This is a genomic window from Sodalinema sp., from assembly GCF_046483825.1.
In the GTDB taxonomy this organism is placed as follows: Bacteria; Cyanobacteriota; Cyanobacteriia; order Cyanobacteriales; family Geitlerinemataceae; genus Sodalinema.
Genome location: NZ_JAWOCL010000195.1, coordinates 1 through 19,485, shown reverse-complemented (window position 1 = coordinate 19,485; position 19,485 = coordinate 1). Strand labels below are relative to the sequence as shown.

The following is a 19,485-nucleotide window of genomic DNA, read 5'->3' as shown; positions in this document are numbered from 1 at the left end:
TTCCCCCTCTCTCGAACCCGTCGAGAGAGGGGGAAAACCTGAGGTCAAACTTAGTGGAACTGAGGACTGTGACGAATTAAGCCCATGAACTCTTGGCGAGTCCGTGCGTCATCCGCAAACACGCCTCGCATGGCGCTGGTGGTCGTCCAGGAACCGGGTTTTTGCACCCCACGCATGACCATGCACATATGGGTGGCTTCGATGACAACGGCCACGCCTTGGGGTTTGAGAACCTCTTGTAAGGCGTCGGCGATTTGTCCCGTCAGACGCTCTTGAACCTGGAGACGACGGGCAAACATTTCACAAATGCGGGCAATTTTAGACAGGCCAATCACTTTCCCGTTGGGGATGTAGGCGACATGAGCATGGCCGATAATGGGCAACATATGATGTTCACAGGTGCTAAATAACGTGATGTCGCGCACCAAAACCATCTCATGGGAGTTTTCATTGAAGATGGCACCGTTGAGCAGTTCTTCGAGGGATTGGTCGTAGCCAGAAGTGAGGAATTGCCAGGCTTTGCTGACTCGTTTGGGGGTGTCTCGTAATCCTTCGCGATCGGGATCTTCTCCGAGTTCTGTTAGCAGGGTGCGGATTGAGTTACGCATTTCCTGGTCAGAAACGGTTGTATGTCCGTTGGTTTCGAGTTGTTTTTCAAGTCGATCTGTACCGATGAGTTCAGAGGGATTGGATAGTGTCATTAGGCTGTTGAAAATCAGTATCTGTGAGGAAATCGGACGTTAGATTCGGTCTTAGCAAGGCGGCAAAAAAAAGCATTGCTGAGTTGGGCAGTTAATTAACTGCTGTTGAATCTAGGAAACATGGATGTTTCTCCAAAAACGCGAGTGAATTCGCAACGAAAATTAACCATGAATGGTCAAGTTAGAGGCTCGCAACCCTGACATGGCAGGGAGCAGAACTATTTTTGTTAACTGAGTTTCTTGAAAAAATGCCACTTGCTCTGAATACCGCATCGGACAGGCGATCGCTTGAGACTCGATAAAATTCGCTAGATAGATCGAGTGCGATCGCAGACAAAGGAGACGGTTTTAAAAGCATGGGCAAAGGCAATAGCTGTCCCGATTTTGCTAGAGTTCCCGAGGGTTTAGGTTAGATTGGCTGAAGTTGCCGTGGCGCATCAAAACCCGATTTTGAAAACCCATGACAACCGAACAGAATCGTAAATCACCTTCACGATTCTAACATCTTTTTCAGGCGATCGCCGAGATTTTGCCTAATATCTTTAAATTTTCGTCAATCTGAAACTGACAGACAACTGACGAACAAAGACTTAGGTGGCTTCAATACTTTTAATATCGACAGATCCGAGATCACTCTCATTCGCCGCCAAAACTAAGGCCTTTTGTTTCATCGTTTTGAAAATGTTGTAAAAGCCATTGGCACGAGAGGGGGTTAAACTCGCCTGTAAGCCCGTCTCCTGAATAAAATCCGGGGCCAGCTTAACAATTTCTTCAGGACTTAAGCCTTCAGTCCCCCGAATCAGGAACGCCAGCAGTCCCTTCGTCAACTGAGCATCCGAATCCCCATTAAAACAAACCTTTCCGGCGTCATCGAGCTGTGCGGTGATATAAACCTGAGACACACAGCCCTTAACCTTATTTTCAGGGATTTTCTCAGCTTCAGGCATCTCAGGCAGCTTTTTCGCCAACCAGAGCAATTGCTCATAACGCCGTTTGGGGTCAGAGGCTCGCTGGAACCGTCGAACCATCTTGTCCAGTTCTGGGGGAAGTTGAGGAGTCGTCATCGTCAAATCTTCGAGGTCAAATCTTCGAGGTCAAATCTTCGAGGAGGCTATTCGCGGTCAGGGATCAAAACAGAGGTCAAGCATCGGGGCGGACACCTCAACAGCCAGGTTGAGATAGCCAGCCCCCATCGGACAGGGAAGAGTCAGACCCCTAAACCTCAAACCAGAAGTAACTTCGTTTTTTCCTGAGTGGGAGTTCCCTGGCGATCGCCGCCCATGGTTCCATAGAGTTCACAGGAGTTATTGGGGCTTTCATACAGGCGTAACTTCTCCAAGCTCAAACCGAGTTCTCGCAGGGGTTCGAGGAGCAGATTCCGAATATAAATCGCAATATTCTCAGCCGTCGGAACCACCGTCTCAAAATGAGGAATATCTTTATTAAGGAAGCGATGATCGAGCGGCTCAATCACCACCTCTTGAATTAAATGACGTAACGCCCCTAACTCCACCACCATCCCCGTGCGGGGATGAACCTCCCCACAGACAGTCACATCCAGATGATAGTTATGACCATGGCCATGAGGACGAGCGCATTTGCCATAAACACCACAATTGGTCGTATAATCCAGGTCTGGACGAGCAAGGCGATGGGCCGCGCTGAAATAGGTATTGACGGTCAGACGGGCTTGCATGGTATAAATTCTAAGCTTGTCGGGCAAGATACAAAACTTTACTCAATATTATCTCACGGGGCCGGGAATTCGGGGAAGAGAAATTCTCAGGTTCAGAGTTTTTCCTGGGCGATCGCCGGTCATTTTCGCCCCCCAGCAGCGCCCGAGACCCTATCCCTGAGGTGAATCCGCCGCATCTGGCGCAGAGTCAGCCCAGAGCAAATCGCGTCGATAAAGCGGCTAAATCAAGACAAGGCGACTCCTCAAGCGATCGCACCCGAACAGGTGGCCGTATCATTTGGGTAGGCGATCGCCCCAACCGGTCAACCCAACCCAACAAACGCCCCCTCGCTCCACCTGTTCCGAGCCATACTCCTCAACCATGTCCGACCTCGACCTAAACCAGCTTTTTCCCTTTCCCCTCGACGACTTTCAACACGAGGCGATCGCCGCCCTCAACGCCGGCCAATCCGCGATCGTCTGCGCCCCCACCGGGTCCGGCAAAACCCTCATCGGCGAATATGCCATCTACCGCGCCCTCACCAACCAGCAGCGCGTCTTCTACACCACCCCCCTCAAAGCCCTCTCCAACCAAAAACTTCGAGACTTCCAAGAGCAATTTGGTCATCCCAACGTCGGACTCCTCACCGGCGACCTCTCCTTCAACCGCGATGCCCCCATCATCGTCATGACCACCGAGATCTTCCGTAACATGCTCTACGGAACCCGCATCGGCGAAGTCGGAACCTCCATCCAGGGCGTACAAACCGTCGTCCTCGATGAATGTCACTACATGAACGATCGCCAACGCGGAACCGTCTGGGAAGAATCCATCATCTACTGTCCCCCCGAAATCCAACTCGTGGGCCTCTCCGCCACCGTCGCCAACAGCGACCAACTCACCGATTGGATTAGCCAAGTCCACGGTCCCACCGCACGCATCTATTCCGAACATCGCCCCGTTCCCCTACAATTCCTCTTCTGTAACCGCAAAGGCGTCTTTCCCCTCCTCAACTCAGACAACACACTCAACAACCGCCTCAAACCACGCCGGGGCAGCCAAAACCGCCGCCGTAGCCGTCGTGACGGCCTCGCCATCAGCTACGTCGTCTCCCAACTGCGCAAACGGGAGATGTTGCCGGCCATTTACTTTATCTTTAGCCGTCGGGGCTGCGATCGCTCCGTCAAAGACATCGGCACCCTCAGCCTCGTCAACGACAGCGAAGCCGCCCAACTCAAAACCACCATCGACGAATTTTTGCGACAAAACCCCGACGCCGGCCGCGAAGGACAAGTCGAACCCCTCTACCGAGGCATCGCCGCCCACCACGCCGGCATCCTACCCGCCTGGAAAGGCCTCGTCGAACAACTCTTCCAACGAGGACTGATTAAAGTCGTCTTCGCCACCGAAACCCTCGCCGCCGGCATCAATATGCCCGCCCGCACCACCGTCATCTCCAGCCTGTCCAAACGCACCGATCGCGGCCATCGCCTCCTCACCGCCTCCGAATTCCTACAAATGGCCGGACGGGCCGGACGGCGAGGCATGGACGAACAAGGCTATGTCGTGACCCTAGACACCCCCTTTGAAGGGGCCGTCGAAGCCGCCAACCTGGCCACCTCCAAAGCCGATCCCCTGGTGAGTCAATTCACCCCCAACTATGGGATGGTCCTCAACCTGCTGCAAACCCACAGCCTCGACGAAGCCAAAGAACTCATCGAACGCAGCTTCGGGCAATATCTAGCGGGCCTCGGCCTACGACCCCAACAACAGGCCCTAAAAGACCTCGACGCCGAAATTACCGCCGCCCAAAGCAAATTTGAACAAGTTGACCCCGAATACCTAAATAGCTACGAAAAACTCCAAGAACGGCTCAAAGAAGAACGCCGCATCCTCAAAACCCTGCAACAACAGGCCGGCGAAGTACAAAATAAATCCCTCACCGTCGCCCTACAATTCGCCGTCGCCGGGAGCATCGTGCAACTCAAAGGCGCCAACGTGCCAGTCTCCGAGCCTCTCAACGCCGTCTTAGTGACCAAACGACCGGGACCCGGCAAAGCCCCTTATCTCATCTGTCTCGGGGCAAATAACCGCTGGTACGTCGTCACCACCAAAGACGTGGTGAGTCTGCGGGGAGAATTTCCCCGGTTAGAGGCCGTAGACTCCCTCACCCCGCCCCCTGAGATGCCGCCCAAACCCGGACAAACCCGAAACGGCAACCCAGACACCGAAGCCGTCGCCGCCCAAATTCCCGCCCTAGCGGCCCCAGACATTCCCCCAGAAGTGCAAGAATGGCAAGACCGGGTAGCCGAGATTACCGCCGAACTCGAACGCCATCCCCTGAATGAATTTGGCAATCCCGGAACCCTCATCAAACGGGCTAAACGCCTGGCCCGTCTGCAACGACAACGGCAAGAACGCGAAGAAACTATCCGTGTCAACCTGGCTCGTCACTGGGAGGACTTTCTCGATCTCATCGATATCCTAATTGAGTTTGACTGCTTAGATGGCCTCTCCATGAAACCCACCCGTTTGGGAGAATCCATTGCGGCTGTACGGGGAGACAATGAACTGTGGTTAGGCTTAGCCATCACCAGCGGCCAATTCGATCGCCTGACGCCGGAACAGTTCGCCGCCGCCTGTGCAGCCCTCGTCATGGAAGTGCGTGCCGATACCTGGACCCGCTACAGCATCACCCCAGAAGTCGAAGAAGCGTTAGGGGGATTACGGGGGTTACGCCGCAACGTCATTCAGATTCAATGGCGCTATCAGGTGGCGTTCCCGGTGTGGTTAGAATGGGACGCGCTGGGGTTAGTGGAATACTGGGCCTATGGGGTGGAATGGACGGAACTGTGCGAAAACACCAGCCTCGATGAAGGAGATATTGTCCGCATTTTACGGCGAACGCTCGATTTTCTCTCTCAGATTCCCCATATTCCTCATGTCAGTCCAGAACTGCGTCGTTTGGCCTGGGATGCGAGTGAGTTGATTAATCGTTTTCCGGTTCGCGATGAGGTTTAGGGGAGAGGGAACACCGGACCGGGGAACCGGGTGAAGCTACCCCTAGGTCTTCGGATGGAGGGGATGGCTGTTGCCCCGACAGCCATCTGTTGCCCGATTTTTCAATGTTTTCAATGTTAGGCGGGGGGCGCACTATCCCGATTAGAGCAGCCGGCTACGGGTCAAGATATACGGTAAACTCGGGGTCGTCAGGGACAAAAAACCGTCGATGCGTTTATACTATTATTTAGGCTGGTAATCTGGGACTGGAACCCTGGCGATCGCCTGAGAAATTAGCAAGTTTAGATAAAGGTTATCTAGGAGTTAAATCTAATGGATGAAATCATTAGAAAACTAGCAGGTGTCGGCTTACCAGCGGTAATTCTCCTAATTACCATGGCGACAACAGGGTTGACTGGAGCCGCTGCCATAACGGCTGCCTTGGCAATGTTAGGACCGGGTGGAATGATTGGCGGAATTGTCTTTTTAGGAATTATCGGACTAGCATCAGACGCATTAGCTAAGTATGGTTTAGAGTCGGTTTTGGTTGAGATTTATAAGACACGTCTGCAAGATGGAGAATCTAGCTCCAATCTCTACAAAGAAATTGCTTGGCTGCCCATTTCGGATGAGCTGAAGTTGGTTTTAAAGGATAAAATCGCTCGTGATTCTGGGTGAAATTAAGGGGTCTTCTGGATCTACGGTGGGATTTGTTACAGAATATACAAAATTGTAGTAGTAGGGGCGAAAAATTTTTCGCTCCTACAGTAACGGGTGTAATCTGCCATAAATTTTCCTTATCACCCTAAACCCAGAAGACCCAAATTAAGATTCAGTTCAATGACTTTCTAGAATTGCGATCGCAGTTTGTCCACTGTTATTATTGAGCCGTAGGGCATAGTGTTCGTCCAATCCAGTAAATGTTGTTTTATCTTTGGCTATTTGATTTGATAAACATAAGCATCCTCAATCAGTATTCGATCAACCATATTATTGACAATCCGTCTTCCTGAAAAATCTAAATTAAATTGACATTGCAACTGACGCAGCCCTTCAATCAATTCATATTGAGGACTAACCGCAACAAGAGAAGTCCAATCAATTTTTAATGCTGGTTCTACGTTATGAAATACCGTTAGAATTTCCTCATAGGCTTTCAACATCCCATGAGTATCACAGAGTGGTGACGTGAGCATGAGTTGCCAAAACTCCCGTTCTGAGTCGTAAATCCAGAGTCCTGAATCTATCGAAAGTCCAGCTTCATTTAGGGCATCAAGAAGGCGTTTTCCCTCTTCTATTTCGTAACCTACCAATGTTGCTGTAGCCATTGCAAAACTCCATAATTCGGATTAGTGATTGACTCGTAAATATCGAGGGCTGTTTGTCGGTCATGTCTTTCATATCGGCTTTCTTCCGTCCAACGTCGGACGGTTAACCACCTTGCCTCAAAGCTAGGATTTCCCCTATATTGCCTTAGGTCAGTTTCTAAATTTGCAACTTTCACCAACTTGACCAAATTGTGGTTGTAACTGTTTAAAACTGTTTTTTTGTCAGGAAAATCATACTCTTTTGTTTGTTTAGCAATACAAGCCTTCAACGCATATTCAACGATGTAGCCGCTCAGGTAGTAAGCCCCCGAGTACTGGTGGTTATCGAGCAAAACCTCGACTTCATTTTGTCGAATATCTGCTAATTGTTGTAAATCTTGCCTGTTCAAAAGACGATTAATCTCAGTCTACACCAACATATCTCAGTATTTTACCAACGATTTTAGTGATTTTGCGATTTTCTTAATAAAGTATTACGTTTTCAATAAAGTATTACGTTTTCAGAGTGCTCCTCCTTCACAAAACCGAACCAATTCGCTACCCTTGACGGTAGAACAGCGTTATACTTCAAACTTGAAACCTCGATTTTTCTATCGATGACATCCTTAACAAACCCGATAAGCAGGTTGAAACGTAGGTTTAACTGGAGGTAATGGCTTCCCTTCCAAACGACTCGACTCAACCAGCAGTTCCAACACGTCCTGAGCATTTTTAAAGGCGTCTTCATAGCTATCACCATGAGTGACAGGCTGCATGACTTCTTCAAAGTCAGGTAAGAAGACAACGAAGCAGTCGTCGAGTTCTGACCATTGAATTACAATCGTATATCTCATAAAATCATTCTTATTTTTGGTTTTTCTTTAATAGTTTTAAGGCTTCAGACACTTGTTTTTCTTGATAGTGCTTTGCATCTTTTCCATCATTACCAAAAATAATTAGAATCACAGAGAAACTAGGATGCTTCCATTGAGTATGGCTTCCTTTTGCAGAAACCTTGACAAAACCTGATTTAGCCAGTGACTTTTTCAAGTCTCGAATCTTCTAGGGCATTCTTTGATATAGTTTACGGGCATATAGCTGGGCTGTTTAAACAGTTATGACCTACGCCACCATTCTAACAACCCGAGGGGGTGAGAAACCGAGTGTCTTCAAGACACCCGGTTTCTAGGAGTCGCCCCGGGGTGACTTACTTCGCCCCAGCCGGCATTCCTAAGATATCCTCAATCTTCGGCATATCCTCGATGGGAATCACGCGCCCCTCATCCTCAAAGCCAACCAGCTCATTGAAGTTGAGATAGCGGTACAACTCATCCGCGAAGGGGTCGATTTTATCCTTCATAATCTCCAGATATTCCTCCTTCGTGGGAATGCGGCCGAGCAGCGCACAAACCGCCGCTAACTCCGCCGAACCCAGATAGACTCGCGCCCCTTTACCCATACGGTTGTTGAAATTACGAGTCGAGGTGGAGAAGACCGTGGCCTCATCTTCAACTCGGGCCTGGTTCCCCATACAGAGAGAACATCCCGGCATCTCCGTGCGCGCACCTGCCGCCGCGAAGATACCATAGACGCCTTCCTCGCGTAATTGCTTCTCATCCATGCGCGTGGGAGGACAAATCCAGAGCCGCACTTTCACCGGGCCAGCCCCTTCCAACACCTTCGCCGCAGCCCGATAATGGCCAATGTTGGTCATACAAGAGCCGATGAAGACCTCATCAATCTTGTCATTGCTACATTCAGACATCAACTTGACATTGTCCGGGTCATTGGGGGCGGCGACAATGGGTTCGGTAATCTCGCTGAGGTTCACCTCTAGGGTGTCCGCATACTCAGCATCCTTATCCGCCGACATTAACTCAGGATTGGCTAACCACTCCTCCATCTTGGCCGCACGACGCATCAGAGTACGCGCATCCTGATAGCCGCGAGCGACCATGTTTTTCAACAGCGCCACGTTAGAACGGAGATACTCGGAAATGGTCTCAGTCCCTAACTTAATGGTGCAACCGGAACAAGACCGCTCCGCCGTTGCATCGGTCAACTCAAAGGCTTGCTCGACTTTCAAATCAGGCAATCCTTCCATTTCCATAATCCGCCCAGCGAAGAGGTTTTTCTTGTTCTCTTTGCCGACGGTCAGTTTCCCATCCTGAATCGCCACCCAGGGAATAGCGTTGACGATATCCCGCAGGGTCACACCGGGCTGTAGCTCGCCAGTGAAGCGTACTAACACGGATTCTGGCATATCCAAGGGCATCACCCCTAACGCCGCCGCGAAGGCCACCAACCCTGAGCCAGCGGGGAAGGAAATCCCCAAGGGAAAACGGGTGTGGGAGTCGCCGCCGGTTCCGACGGTATCCGGTAATAGCATCCGGTTAAGCCAGGAGTGGATGATGCCATCTCCTGGACGTAGGGAGACGCCGCCACGGGTGGAGAAGAAGTCGGGCAAGTCCCGGTGGGTGTTGATGTCCACTGGCTTGGGATAGGCGGCGGTGTGGCAGAAGGTTTGTAGGGTGAGGTCGGCGGAGAAGCCGAGACAGGCGAGTTCCTTGAGTTCGTCGCGAGTCATGGGGCCGGTGGTGTCCTGGGACCCCACGGTGGTCATGACGGGTTCGCAGGAGGTTCCGGGACGCACGCCGGGAAGTCCGCAGGCTTGGCCGACCATTTTCTGGGCCAGGGTGAAGCCTTTGTTGCTGATTTCGGGGATTTCGGGACGGGCGAAGAGGTCGGTAATGTCGAGGCCCAAGGCTTCGCGGGTTTTGTCGGTGAGACTGCGACCAATCAATAGGGGAATCCGTCCGCCGGCCCGCACTTCGTCGAGGATGGTGTTGGGTTTGACGGTGAAGGTGGTCAGGAGTTCACCGTTTTTGGTGATTTCGCCTTTGTAGGGATGGATGGTGATGATATCCCCGGTTTCCATTTGGGTGACGTCGCACTCGATGGGGAAGCCACCGGAGTCTTCGGCGGTGTTGAAGAAAATCGGGGCGATACTGCCACCGAGGATGAAGCCGCCGGAGCGTTTGTTGGGGACGTAGGGGATGTCATGACCGATATGCCATAACAGGGAGTTGATGGCGGATTTACGGGAGGAACCGGTTCCGACGACATCGCCGACGTAGGCCACGGGATGGCCGTTTTCTTTGAGTTTGGCGATGGTTTCAATCCCCTCGGGCATGAGAGACTCCAGCATGGAGAGGGCGTGGAGGGGAATGTCGGGCCGGGTGGTGGCGTGGGGGGCTGGGGAGAGGTCGTCGGTGTTGGTTTCTCCGGGAACTTTGAAGACGGTGACGGTGATGGCTTCGGGAACTTTGGGTTTGTCGAGGAACCAAGCACCGTTGGACCAGGCATCGACGACTTGTTTGGCGTAGGGGTTAATGTCAGAGAGGGCTAGAACGTCGTTGAAGGCGTCGAAGACTAGCAGGGTGGTACTGAGGGCGGTTGCAGCGGCGGCGGCCAGGTTGCTGTCGCGGGATTTGAGCAGTTCGACGAGGGACTGCACGTTGTAGCCACCCACCATGGTTCCTAGGAGGGAGATGGCGCCCTGATGGGAGATGAGGGGACAGTCGATTTCTCCTTTGGCGATCGCGGTGAGGAAGCCGGCTTTGACGTAGGCGGCTTCGTCTACACCGGGGGGAATGCGATCGCGCAAGAGGAGCATCAGGAACCCTTCTTCGCCCTCGGGAGGGTTTTTGAGGAGTTCACAGAGTTCTGAGGTTTGTTCGGCGGTTAGGGGAAGGGGGGGGATGCCCAGGGCTTCCCGTTCGGCGGCGTGTTGGCGATATGCGTCTAACATTCGGTTGGGTTCTCCTTATAGTTCAAACGACAATACCCGTTTGATGCGGTTGCAGCGGTCAACTTAGGGTAATGATTCTTAAAATCCTACGGTGAGTGGGGGGATGACCGCTAGGGTTTTGAGGGATTCTGTTTTCAAGGTAACGAATTTTGTTGGGGTTGGGATGGGCTAGATGTGGGGATGTCTTGACTTTCGCCACGGGAGGCGGAGGTGGGGGCGAGACCCCGTGTAACTACGGAGAGGGTTGACGGGATTGGGGTCTCTGGAGTCGGGTTTTGGCTTGACGACGGCAAAACCGCCGCTAAGATGGGGATAGTTGCTCCGTAAAAACTATGACAAGGTACATTGTTGTTAAGGGAACCTCCGGGATTGGCAATCGGGTTTTTGCGGTTGCAACGGGGATTTTATATGCTCAGTTGAGTGGCCGACAGTTGGTGGTGGATTGGCGGGATGGGAGTTATTCCAATACGGGAGAAAACTTGTTTTTTCGCTATTTTGATTGTCCGATAGCCAAGTCTGTTGATGTTTTGCCGGTGACGGATTCGATTTATCCGGCTGTTTGGCAACATCAACTTCATCGCTCTTTGGGGTCTCTTCGTAATGAGTTTGGATTGACTGGTTATGCGGATATGTCGTTTGATGTCTCCCGGCTCGATTATGAGGAAGATATCATTGTTTTGTCGGCTTATACTCACAAAATTCATGCCATGCGCCCTTTATTCACGGGCGATGCGATGGGGTTGGCACAGCTCACAGGGAGCGAAATCCTCAGCTCAATTCTACGGGAGAATATTTTCTTGAAAGAGGATATTTTTCACGAGGTTGAGAAATTTAAAAACGAGAATTTTGAGGGGCATATGATTGGTGTTCATATTCGGTATTCGGATATGAAAGTTCCCTTGCCGGAGGTTGAGTCATCTCTGCGATCGCTTGTGGGATCTGTTCAATCAAGATATCCTAAGTTCAAGATTTTTTTGGCAACAGATTCTCAAGATGTCTTGCTGTCTTTTCAGGATAAGTTTCCGAACGTCATTTCAATTAGCAAATGGTTTTCGACGTCGGGTAAACGACTGCATCAAAATCCCCAGGAATGCCAAGATTTGGTACAGAATGGAATTGAAGCGTTGATGGATTTGTATCTATTGGCGGCTTGTGATAGTTTGATTTTTGCTTCCCGTTCATCCTTTAGTTTTTTGGCGAGTCTTCTGATGACGAAGCCCAATCATCGATGCTATGATATTGACAGGAATAAATCCCTCATTAAGCGTGTTGAATTACGGCTTAAGCGGATGATCGGGGTCTAACGGTTGAGAGTGGTTAGATGATGATATATCAGATGATTTCGTTTTTTTTAACGGTGGTCATGATGGCCGGTGTCGGGGTGGCCTCTCGGGCGATCGCAGGCTCCAAAGTCAACATTGACTACGATTCTGAGTCTTTTGAGCAAGAGATCTCTCAGGGAGATATTCGTGTTCGCGTCGATTATCGGGCTGGAGAGCAGATGGACGATCGCCAACTGTACTATATTTTATATTACCAAGATGAAGCCCAGTTACAAGACACTCCTGAGTATCCAATGATGCGGGGTGAAGTCCGTTTTCAAGACTTAGATAATAATGGACCTCCAGAAGTCATCGTCGAAACCTACACGGGAGGCGCTCATTGTTGCACGGTTCACCAGATTTATCGTTGGACTGGACGTGAATTTGAGGAGTTTAGCCTCGGCCCCGCTGATGGTGGCGGTGGGAGGTTTCAAGACTTGGATAATGATGGAGATCTAGAATTTTTAACCTTTGACGGTGGATTTCTCTATCGATTTAGTTCCTATGCGGGTTCTTTTCCTCCGTCTAGGATTCTCTCGTTGGGCGATTCTGGTTTTGAGGATGTGACTCGTGAGTATCCCCAAAGACTGCGATCGCACGCCCAGGAAATGCGCTCCGTTGTGGAGGAACGAGATTATGAAATTAATGGTGTTTTAGCCGGATATGTAGCCCAAAAAATCTTGTTAGATGAATTTGAGGAAGCTTGGGCGTTTATGTTAGAGCATTATGACCGCCAAGAGGACTGGGGGCTAGATATTTATAATGAGGATGGCGAGGTGATTGGCCAACATCCTGACTTTCCCACGGCGTTACGCGCGTTCTTAGTGGAGTCTGGCTATTTAGAAGATTAGCCAGTTGCGGAAATCCGGTTAGGTTGAGTAATTTTTACGAAGAAGTATTGACAAAATAAAGTATTTATGATAGCGGGAGGATAGACCAGCCTAGGGATATTTTCCCACAGTTTGGAAGACCCTGTATCACTTGCTTAACTGTCTATCTTTTGCTGGCTTATTTTGTCATAGATAGCCGGAAATTCTCCGGTTTAGATAGCACTAGACTGAATGATAATCTATCATTGCATCTGGTGTTAATTATGGTTTGGCGACTCATTTCTCTCATCTCAGCCTTGGGGTTGGCGAGTGGTACTTGGATTTCGGGGGCGATCGCCCAGCCCACCCTTCACATTGATTCCGATACCCCTCCCTTTAGACAGCGTGAACTCCGTGACGGAAATATGCAAGTTTCCGTTCGCTACGACGGAAACCCTGACTTAGACAATCGTTATCACCGTAATAACTTACACTATCAAATCCGCTATCGTGAATGGACTCGGGAATTGATATTACGCGACAGTGCCCTCACCTTTTCCTGGGCGAATGTGATGCTAAAAGACGTAAACCAAAGCGGAACACCAGAAGTCATTATTACAACCTTTAGTGGCGGCGCTCATTGTTGCACAACTCATGACATTTATAGCTGGAATGGCGATTCCTTTGACAGCACTCGCCTCGATTGGCAACAATTGGGTGGTGGAACCTTTGAAGATATCAACGGTGATAGACAAGTTGAATACGTAACCGTTGATCAACGCTTCTTTTATGCCTTTAGTTCCTTTGCCGGTTCCTTTCCCCCCTCTCGTATTTTAAACTTCGAGGATGGAGAATTTCACGATGTTAGTCGCGAACATCGGCAGGAACTTCGTCAACGGGCTTGGCAGATGTATGTGACACTCCAAGAACGAAATCACGACGTGAACGGAGTATTAGCCGGGTACGTTGCCCAAAAAGCTCTGTTAGGAGAGTTTGCAGAGGGGTGGGAGTTTATGTTAGCCCATTATGACCCCGATGATGAATCGGGAATCTCGGGATACAACATTTATAACGATGAGGGAGACGTGATTGGCAAACATCCCGATTTCCCGACAGCGTTGCAGGCCTTTTTAATCAACTTGGGCTATATTGACGAATCGGATTTACCCTGTCGTTGTGGGGGGTAATACTGGCCACAACGACAGTTAGGTAATTAGAAACCCAGCAATTACGCCGCGTCTAAGGTACGTTTATAGGCTTCATCCAAAACTTCGCAAAGGGTGGGGTGAGTATGCACATTAAAGGCCAACTCACGCACCGATTGCCGATTGGCGATCGCATTCGCCGCCTCTTGAATCAAATCCGCCGCATGAATGCCGATAATATGAACCCCCAACAATTCCCCCGAATCCTTACGGTAGATAATCTTGGCAATCCCATCGGTTTCCGCTTCGGCGAGGGCTTTAGAATTAGCCTTGAAATAAGTGCGGGCGGTTCCCACCTCAAAGCCTTGCGACTCCCCTAACTCCTTAGCTTGGGGTTCCGTTAAGCCCACAAAACTGATTTCAGGATGAGTAAAGGCCGCCGCTGGGATACTGCGATAGTCTACCTGGCGATCGCGCCCCTGAATCGTCTCAACCACGGCAACCCCTTGCGCCGAAGCCGCATGAGCTAACATCATCTTACCCGTAGCATCACCAATGGCCCAGAGATGAGGAACCGGTTCCCCATCAGCGATAACTTGCAAATAATCATTCACCGGAATAAAGCCTCGGCGATCAGTTTCGACTCCCACCGCCTCTAAATTCAGCTTATTGGTAACGGGAATCCGCCCCGTCGCCACCAAACAAGCATCCACTTCCAAGACTTCGACGACGTCCTTAGATTGGGCATCCGTCAATTCAATCATCACCGGGGTTCCTGGGGTGACTTTCGTGGCGAAGACACCGGCGTAGGTTTCCACATCTCGGGCATCCAACAACACCCGCTTGGCGATTTTAGCAATATCAGGATCGAAGGTGGGCATAAGTTTGTCGAGGGCTTCGACCATGGTAATCTCCGAACCCAGGGCGGAATAGACATCGGCGAACTCCAAGCCAATGTAGCCACTGCCAATAATGGTAATCCAGGGCGGAACCGTCTCCAGTTTTAGGGCATCATCACTGGTAAAGACAGTTTTCCCATCGAGATCAATCCCAGGGGGAACAAAGGGAACCGAACCAGGGGCAAGAATGATATTCTCAGCACTGTAGGTTTTTTCCCCTTCCGGGGTTTCGACGCTTACTTTTTGCGCGGCGGCGACTTTACCCCAGCCTTGGATGATATCCACTCCGAGGCGTTTGAGGCTGTTCGTCATGTTGCTGCGAATGGTGTTTACCAAGTTATCGGCGTGATCGGCGATTCCTTGGCGATCGAATTGAACCTCTCCGACATGAACCCCCATCGATCGCAGGTGTTGGGTTTGACGCAGTTCCCGCACGCGCCCCGATGCGGCGAGGAGGGCTTTGGAGGGAATGCAGCCGCGATTGATGCAGGTTCCGCCCATTTCGGCGGCTTCAATGATGGCGGTGTTTAGCCCCTGGGCGACAGCATGAAGGGCTGCACCATGCCCCCCCACACCGGCACCAATAATAATGAGATCGTAATCAAACCCTTGACTCATGAGTAGTTTCTCTGTGCGTTTAGCCTTCCTATTTTCAACTGTGCGGGGGCAATCAGACAACTCCTCGCGAGAGGGGAGGAGATTGGGAGGGGAGAAAAAAGTTTGTTAGGATCGGCGAGATATGCCGCGATCGCCCGGTTGATTGTCTAAATTGGGTAGCCTAGTCTCGGCTGGGTAACGCCGAGACAGCGTTTGCCCCCTTGCTTCTTTCTCGACTTATGGAACCTAACACTCCCGATCGCCCGGATGCCGAACCCACGTTTGAGGAAACCCTCGAACAGTTGCGTAAAGCGATGAACAGCCATCCCAAAGACTCGGAGACATCCAAGGCGAAACCCGTGGAACCCCCCAGTGATATGCCAACGGATTTGGCGATCTGGGAGGATGCGATCGCCGATATTGAGCAATTTCTAGAATCGAAAAACCCCAATTCCCCCGATTCTGATTAAGGTGAAGTTTACCCCAGTCGTTGTCGTCTGACGTCAAAAGCCAACAAAGCGGCGGCGATCGCCACATTCAGGGATTCGGCGTTAGGGCTAATGGGTATGGTAACGCGCAGATCGGCCAGTTCCAACAAAGGCGACGATAATCCCGCCCCTTCATTTCCCAGCAAAATCAACGACGGCGGCTTCCAGTTCACATCCCAATAGGTGACGGGGCTATCTAAGCAGGTGGCCACCACTTGCACCCCCTGGGATTGATAGTCTTGTACCGTGTCGAGGAGGTTCTCACAGGGCGTCATGGGCATCTGAAACCAGGTTCCCGCCGAAGCCCGCAAGACTTTCGGGGAGGTGCGATCGACGCTATCCTCACTCAGCCATAGCCCATCGATCTCCGCCGCAACAGCGGTACGGATGAGAGTTCCCAAATTTCCCGGATCTTGCAGATGTTCCAGGGCAAATCCCACCCCGGAGGGTAACAATTGGGGGGGAGATGGGGGGTTTTGGGGGGCGGTGGCGATGACACCATCGGGGTTGACGGTGGTAGCGAGGGCGTTTAAGACATCCTCGCTGACAACTTCGGTGCGTTGGGCCTGAAGTTGCGTCAGCAGTTGCGGATGGCGATCGCCCCAGGCGGGGGTATAACAGAGAACATCGAGAGGATACTGATGGCGGTTGGCTTCTTCGATGAGGTGAGTTCCTTCGAGGAGGAATCGTTGCTGGAGTCGGCGCTGTTTGGTTTGGTGGAGTTTGCGCAGTTGCTTGATGAGGGGGTTTTGTAGGCTAGTGAGCATAATATCAGGGACTGACAGGGATATGGTTCTATCATCCCTGTTGTTGCCAACAGTCTTCGAGCCAATTTTTTAGAATGTCTGGTGCGGTTGTATATTGCCGCGTGACGCTCCAAATTTGCAATAACTGTGATGGTGTATCGACGGTTACATCGAGCGGCTGATAGGCGCGACAGTGACAGCAAATCCCCAAATCCTTTAGCCTGTGGTAGATACACCAGCGACAACCTCCATGAATTTTTAGTTGATAGGGCGATGGTGGCATGGCAGTTAATGAGATAGTCTCGCAATAATTTTTTTGATTATAAAGGGAGTATCGGCGATCGCACCAGCCCTGACTGACTTCGTTACATTCTGTAACATATCTGGGTATCACTGTATCTTTGGCTACCGTTTATCGTCCTGGAGGGGGGAGCTGTCAATAATATCTCGTTATTAGGAACTCCTGAGCTATCCTTTGGATTTGAGTATCACTCTATCGAGTTTATTTGTACTTTTTTAGATAGCCATGTATCGCTTAATGAATGGTTTTAAAAATCACAAGAAATACCCCCAGTTTTAGGGTATTTCAACCTAACTGATAATGCTTGTCAATATTGTTGGGAATCATTCTCCTAACTAGGATATACCGCCCCAAAATGCCTTGAATTTTCCATTTGCCTGTGTTCTAATCAAGACATGGATGACCCAAAACGGGGTCAAAAATACTCAAAAATACTCAAGACTCGTCTTGTAACCAGGAGAATTTTCAATGGCGATCGCAACCCCAATCCAAGCCTTCGAGCAAATTGCCGACAATCCCATTGCACTGCCCAAAACCACAACAGAACCCGTCTGCGAGGGCTTAAATATCCTCTTAGCCACCTTCCAAGCCCTCTATTTACAATATCAAAAACATCATTTTGTGGTTGAAGGCGCCGAATTTTATCAACTTCATAACTTCTTCCAAGAATGCTATGATGACGTCGCCGGCCATGTTCATGACTTAGGAGAACGGCTCAATGGCCTCGGAGGGGTTCCCGCCGCAAGTTTCAGTAAACTGGCAGAACTTTGCGCCTTTGAACCCGAGGCAGACGGTGTTTTTCCCGCCCGACAAATGCTAGAATCGGATTTAAAAGCCGAACAAGCGGCGATTTCCCTCTTGCGTTCTCAGGCGGCACAATGTGAAAGTGTTGGCGATCGCGCCACCCGCCATTTATATGAAGAAATGCTCCTCAAAACAGAAGAACGCGCCTATCACATTGCCCATTTTCTCGCTCCTGATAGCCTGAAACAATAGTCTGTTATCCAGACTCTGGTATCCAGACAAGGAACAGCGGGCAACACCCGCCCCTGTTCCCTGTTCCCTGTTCCCTGTTCCCTATCTTAAACACGCCTGAATCAACCCCTCGCTTCCCGTCGCCAGACGAATCGGAACCCCAAATTCCTGTTCCAACTCTTCCACAGTGACATCATCGAGGAAGCGAGTTTCCCCATGTTTCAACATCACCGTCGGCAGAACAATCCCATCGCCGAGATAATCTCGCCGTTGTTGCAACCCTCGCCTGACATCGGAACCCGTGAGAACCCCAGTCACACTAATCTCTTGCCCCCAAAACTCGCTATTGAGGCTTAACATCTCCACCGTTAACCCCTCAACAGCGTTGAGTTGTTGCAGAATCTCCCCAAACGCAGTTCTGACAGCGTTCCCCACAACCCAGGTGAGGTGACGGGGAGGATGAACCTGAGAGGGAAGTTGTGTAGAGGCGATTTCGCGAAATTCATCGAGGAAGAGGCGAATCGAACCGACACCATTATCAATTTGGGGATAGCCTTCATAGTCAACCCGTTCCGGCATTTCTAAGCCGGCTAGGAGAAACCACTCGTCGGCTAACCAGGCAAAATTCGATCCTAACTGTTCTCGGAATTGCGGTTGTAAGGCTTGAACCTGTTGGATGACGTCCTCGGCTTTGCTGGGGGAGACGGGAGTTAGTTCATCTTCGGGGGGGCGAAATCGCGTTAAGCCAACGGGAACCACCGCCACGGAAGCCACAGCCGGGATATCGTCATCATCGAGGTTTTTGCCGAACTGGGCTAAGTCGTTTAGGGTTTTGTTGAGGTGAATCCCATCGTTAATTCCAGGGCAAACCACCACTTGAGCGTGAATTTGTAAACGCCGATCTTGGAACCATTGTAACTGTTCGAGGATTTGTCCGGCGCGGGGGTTTTTCAGGAGGCGCGATCGCACCTCGGGTTCGGTGGCGTGTACGGAAACATATAACGGCGAAAGTCGCAGTTGTTCGATGCGTTCCCATTCAGCGGCGGGAAGGTTGGTTAGCGTGAGATAGGAACCATAGAGAAAGCTGAGGCGATAATCGTCGTCTTTGAGATAGAGAGTATCCCGCATTCCTGGGGGTTTTTGATCAATAAAGCAAAAGGGACAACGATTATTGCATTGAATTAGAGTATCAAATAAGGCAGAGGAAAACTCTAAGCCTAAATCACAATCGTAGTCTTTCTCGATTTCGACTTCATGGAGTTCGTTGTCACTGTCGAGAACTTTTAGGCTGAGAATTTCGTCAGCACAAAGAAATTGATAGTCGATTAAGTCTCGCGGTGAGATATCGTTAATGGATACGAGGCGATCGCCTGCCTGAAAGCCAATCTCTTCAGCAATGGAACCTGGCAGAACCTTGGTGACGAGGGCGGGTTGAATGGTTGAACGACTCATGAAGGCAAGTATCGTAATCTCTAAGATAGGGGCGGGTTCTGAAATGGGAATAACCCAGATTTCGTGGCGAAACTGGGCAATTCCCGAATTATAATGTCAGCCTATTTTGACATCCTCCCACGCTAATTCAAAGAATATAGCGTGGGATTCCCACCATTACTGATGAGGTTTCCTCTTTCTGCGACTCGACTTACCTTGAGGAGTTTCCCCACCCAGGCAGAGGTCGATGTCTCCAGAGGCGTGAGTTCCCGTATGC

19 protein-coding genes are annotated in these 19,485 nt (G+C 50.6%); 7 read left to right on the top strand and 12 right to left on the bottom strand.

The window, feature by feature from the left end; translation table 11 throughout:
* Positions 1 to 50: 50 nt before the first annotated feature.
* From folE to R6U67_RS12775, 3 genes are all read right to left on the bottom strand, one after another.
* The gene (gene folE, locus R6U67_RS12785) at positions 51 to 701 is read right to left on the bottom strand and encodes a GTP cyclohydrolase I FolE (RefSeq protein WP_410252904.1); all 651 of its coding nucleotides are present in this window, start codon (positions 699 to 701) and stop codon (positions 51 to 53) included.
* A 590-nt stretch (positions 702 to 1,291) separates the two neighbouring features.
* Complete coding sequence (locus tag R6U67_RS12780; protein WP_410252903.1) at positions 1,292 to 1,765, bottom strand: SufE family protein; 474 nt, start codon at positions 1,763 to 1,765, stop codon at positions 1,292 to 1,294.
* A 158-nt stretch (positions 1,766 to 1,923) separates the two neighbouring features.
* Complete coding sequence (locus R6U67_RS12775; RefSeq protein WP_410252902.1) at positions 1,924 to 2,397, bottom strand: 6-pyruvoyl trahydropterin synthase family protein; 474 nt, start codon at positions 2,395 to 2,397, stop codon at positions 1,924 to 1,926.
* A gap of 361 nt (positions 2,398 to 2,758) precedes the next feature.
* Here R6U67_RS12775 and R6U67_RS12770 point away from each other — a divergent pair, with 361 nt between their 5' ends.
* Together R6U67_RS12770 and R6U67_RS12765 are read left to right on the top strand one after the other, a co-directional pair.
* On the top strand, positions 2,759 to 5,398 hold the full coding sequence (locus R6U67_RS12770; RefSeq protein WP_410252901.1) for a DEAD/DEAH box helicase: 2,640 nt from the start codon (positions 2,759 to 2,761) through the stop codon (positions 5,396 to 5,398).
* Between the two features lie 312 nt (positions 5,399 to 5,710).
* Positions 5,711 to 6,055: a hypothetical protein gene (locus R6U67_RS12765; RefSeq protein WP_087708171.1), complete on the top strand. Its 345-nt coding sequence runs from the start codon at positions 5,711 to 5,713 to the stop codon at positions 6,053 to 6,055.
* A gap of 260 nt (positions 6,056 to 6,315) precedes the next feature.
* Here the strand turns inward: R6U67_RS12765 and R6U67_RS12760 are convergent, their stop codons facing one another.
* The 5 genes from R6U67_RS12760 to acnB all read right to left on the bottom strand — a co-directional run bounded on the left by R6U67_RS12760 (position 6,316) and on the right by acnB (position 10,495).
* On the bottom strand, positions 6,316 to 6,705 hold the full coding sequence (locus tag R6U67_RS12760) for a hypothetical protein (protein ID WP_410252900.1): 390 nt from the start codon (positions 6,703 to 6,705) through the stop codon (positions 6,316 to 6,318).
* Complete coding sequence (locus tag R6U67_RS12755) at positions 6,684 to 7,094, bottom strand: DNA-binding protein (protein ID WP_410252899.1); 411 nt, start codon at positions 7,092 to 7,094, stop codon at positions 6,684 to 6,686. The genes R6U67_RS12760 and R6U67_RS12755 overlap by 22 nt, the downstream gene beginning before the upstream one ends.
* A gap of 216 nt (positions 7,095 to 7,310) precedes the next feature.
* Entirely contained in the window at positions 7,311 to 7,538 is a 228-nt protein-coding gene (locus R6U67_RS12750) for a type II toxin-antitoxin system HicB family antitoxin (RefSeq protein ID WP_410252898.1), read from the bottom strand.
* 10 nt (positions 7,539 to 7,548) lie between these two features.
* Positions 7,549 to 7,734, bottom strand: coding sequence for a type II toxin-antitoxin system HicA family toxin (locus R6U67_RS12745; RefSeq protein ID WP_410252897.1), 186 nt, complete (start codon positions 7,732 to 7,734; stop codon positions 7,549 to 7,551).
* Positions 7,735 to 7,891: 157 nt separating this feature from the next.
* Positions 7,892 to 10,495 (bottom strand): bifunctional aconitate hydratase 2/2-methylisocitrate dehydratase, encoded by a 2,604-nt coding sequence (acnB, locus tag R6U67_RS12740; protein WP_410252896.1) that lies wholly within the window; start codon positions 10,493 to 10,495, stop codon positions 7,892 to 7,894.
* 332 nt (positions 10,496 to 10,827) lie between these two features.
* On the opposite strand from acnB, the gene R6U67_RS12735 reads away from it, so the two are divergent.
* From R6U67_RS12735 to R6U67_RS12725, 3 genes are all read left to right on the top strand, one after another.
* A complete protein-coding gene (locus R6U67_RS12735; RefSeq protein ID WP_410252895.1) occupies positions 10,828 to 11,799 on the top strand; it encodes a nodulation protein NodZ in 972 nt (323 codons plus the stop codon).
* 32 nt (positions 11,800 to 11,831) lie between these two features.
* A complete protein-coding gene (locus R6U67_RS12730) occupies positions 11,832 to 12,668 on the top strand; it encodes a hypothetical protein (protein WP_410252894.1) in 837 nt (278 codons plus the stop codon).
* Between the two features lie 242 nt (positions 12,669 to 12,910).
* A complete protein-coding gene (locus R6U67_RS12725; protein ID WP_410252893.1) occupies positions 12,911 to 13,813 on the top strand; it encodes a hypothetical protein in 903 nt (300 codons plus the stop codon).
* A 41-nt stretch (positions 13,814 to 13,854) separates the two neighbouring features.
* Here R6U67_RS12725 and lpdA read toward each other — a convergent pair whose 3' ends face one another.
* The gene (gene lpdA, locus R6U67_RS12720; RefSeq protein ID WP_410252892.1) at positions 13,855 to 15,288 is read right to left on the bottom strand and encodes a dihydrolipoyl dehydrogenase; all 1,434 of its coding nucleotides are present in this window, start codon (positions 15,286 to 15,288) and stop codon (positions 13,855 to 13,857) included.
* Between the two features lie 218 nt (positions 15,289 to 15,506).
* Between lpdA and R6U67_RS12715 the strand changes: the two genes are divergently transcribed.
* On the top strand, positions 15,507 to 15,737 hold the full coding sequence (locus R6U67_RS12715; RefSeq protein WP_410252891.1) for a hypothetical protein: 231 nt from the start codon (positions 15,507 to 15,509) through the stop codon (positions 15,735 to 15,737).
* Between the two features lie 8 nt (positions 15,738 to 15,745).
* Here the strand turns inward: R6U67_RS12715 and R6U67_RS12710 are convergent, their stop codons facing one another.
* Both R6U67_RS12710 and R6U67_RS12705 read right to left on the bottom strand, forming a co-directional pair.
* The gene (locus R6U67_RS12710; protein ID WP_410252890.1) at positions 15,746 to 16,522 is read right to left on the bottom strand and encodes a TrmH family RNA methyltransferase; all 777 of its coding nucleotides are present in this window, start codon (positions 16,520 to 16,522) and stop codon (positions 15,746 to 15,748) included.
* A gap of 31 nt (positions 16,523 to 16,553) precedes the next feature.
* Entirely contained in the window at positions 16,554 to 16,784 is a 231-nt protein-coding gene (locus R6U67_RS12705; RefSeq protein WP_410252889.1) for an Asr1405/Asl0597 family protein, read from the bottom strand.
* A 486-nt stretch (positions 16,785 to 17,270) separates the two neighbouring features.
* Here R6U67_RS12705 and R6U67_RS12700 point away from each other — a divergent pair, with 486 nt between their 5' ends.
* Positions 17,271 to 17,798, top strand: coding sequence for a Dps family protein (locus R6U67_RS12700; RefSeq protein WP_410252888.1), 528 nt, complete (start codon positions 17,271 to 17,273; stop codon positions 17,796 to 17,798).
* 81 nt (positions 17,799 to 17,879) lie between these two features.
* Here the strand turns inward: R6U67_RS12700 and R6U67_RS12695 are convergent, their stop codons facing one another.
* Complete coding sequence (locus R6U67_RS12695) at positions 17,880 to 19,229, bottom strand: TIGR03279 family radical SAM protein (RefSeq protein WP_410252887.1); 1,350 nt, start codon at positions 19,227 to 19,229, stop codon at positions 17,880 to 17,882.
* Positions 19,230 to 19,485 lie beyond the last annotated feature (256 nt).

Excerpts from the sequence above, each read along its gene's own strand:
- folE (WP_410252904.1), bottom strand. The coding sequence starts at position 701 with ATGACACTATCCAATCCCTCTGAACTCATCGGTACAGATCGACTTGAA.
- R6U67_RS12780 (WP_410252903.1), bottom strand. The coding sequence starts at position 1,765 with ATGACGACTCCTCAACTTCCCCCAGAACTGGACAAGATGGTTCGACGG.
- R6U67_RS12775 (WP_410252902.1), bottom strand. The coding sequence starts at position 2,397 with ATGCAAGCCCGTCTGACCGTCAATACCTATTTCAGCGCGGCCCATCGC.
- R6U67_RS12770 (WP_410252901.1), top strand. The coding sequence starts at position 2,759 with ATGTCCGACCTCGACCTAAACCAGCTTTTTCCCTTTCCCCTCGACGAC.
- R6U67_RS12765 (WP_087708171.1), top strand. The coding sequence starts at position 5,711 with ATGGATGAAATCATTAGAAAACTAGCAGGTGTCGGCTTACCAGCGGTA.
- R6U67_RS12760 (WP_410252900.1), bottom strand. The coding sequence starts at position 6,705 with ATGGCTACAGCAACATTGGTAGGTTACGAAATAGAAGAGGGAAAACGC.
- R6U67_RS12750 (WP_410252898.1), bottom strand. The coding sequence starts at position 7,538 with ATGAGATATACGATTGTAATTCAATGGTCAGAACTCGACGACTGCTTC.
- acnB (WP_410252896.1), bottom strand. The coding sequence starts at position 10,495 with ATGTTAGACGCATATCGCCAACACGCCGCCGAACGGGAAGCCCTGGGC.
- R6U67_RS12735 (WP_410252895.1), top strand. The coding sequence starts at position 10,828 with ATGACAAGGTACATTGTTGTTAAGGGAACCTCCGGGATTGGCAATCGG.
- R6U67_RS12730 (WP_410252894.1), top strand. The coding sequence starts at position 11,832 with ATGATTTCGTTTTTTTTAACGGTGGTCATGATGGCCGGTGTCGGGGTG.
- R6U67_RS12725 (WP_410252893.1), top strand. The coding sequence starts at position 12,911 with ATGGTTTGGCGACTCATTTCTCTCATCTCAGCCTTGGGGTTGGCGAGT.
- lpdA (WP_410252892.1), bottom strand. The coding sequence starts at position 15,288 with ATGAGTCAAGGGTTTGATTACGATCTCATTATTATTGGTGCCGGTGTG.
- R6U67_RS12715 (WP_410252891.1), top strand. The coding sequence starts at position 15,507 with ATGGAACCTAACACTCCCGATCGCCCGGATGCCGAACCCACGTTTGAG.
- R6U67_RS12710 (WP_410252890.1), bottom strand. The coding sequence starts at position 16,522 with ATGCTCACTAGCCTACAAAACCCCCTCATCAAGCAACTGCGCAAACTC.
- R6U67_RS12705 (WP_410252889.1), bottom strand. The coding sequence starts at position 16,784 with ATGCCACCATCGCCCTATCAACTAAAAATTCATGGAGGTTGTCGCTGG.
- R6U67_RS12700 (WP_410252888.1), top strand. The coding sequence starts at position 17,271 with ATGGCGATCGCAACCCCAATCCAAGCCTTCGAGCAAATTGCCGACAAT.
- R6U67_RS12695 (WP_410252887.1), bottom strand. The coding sequence starts at position 19,229 with ATGAGTCGTTCAACCATTCAACCCGCCCTCGTCACCAAGGTTCTGCCA.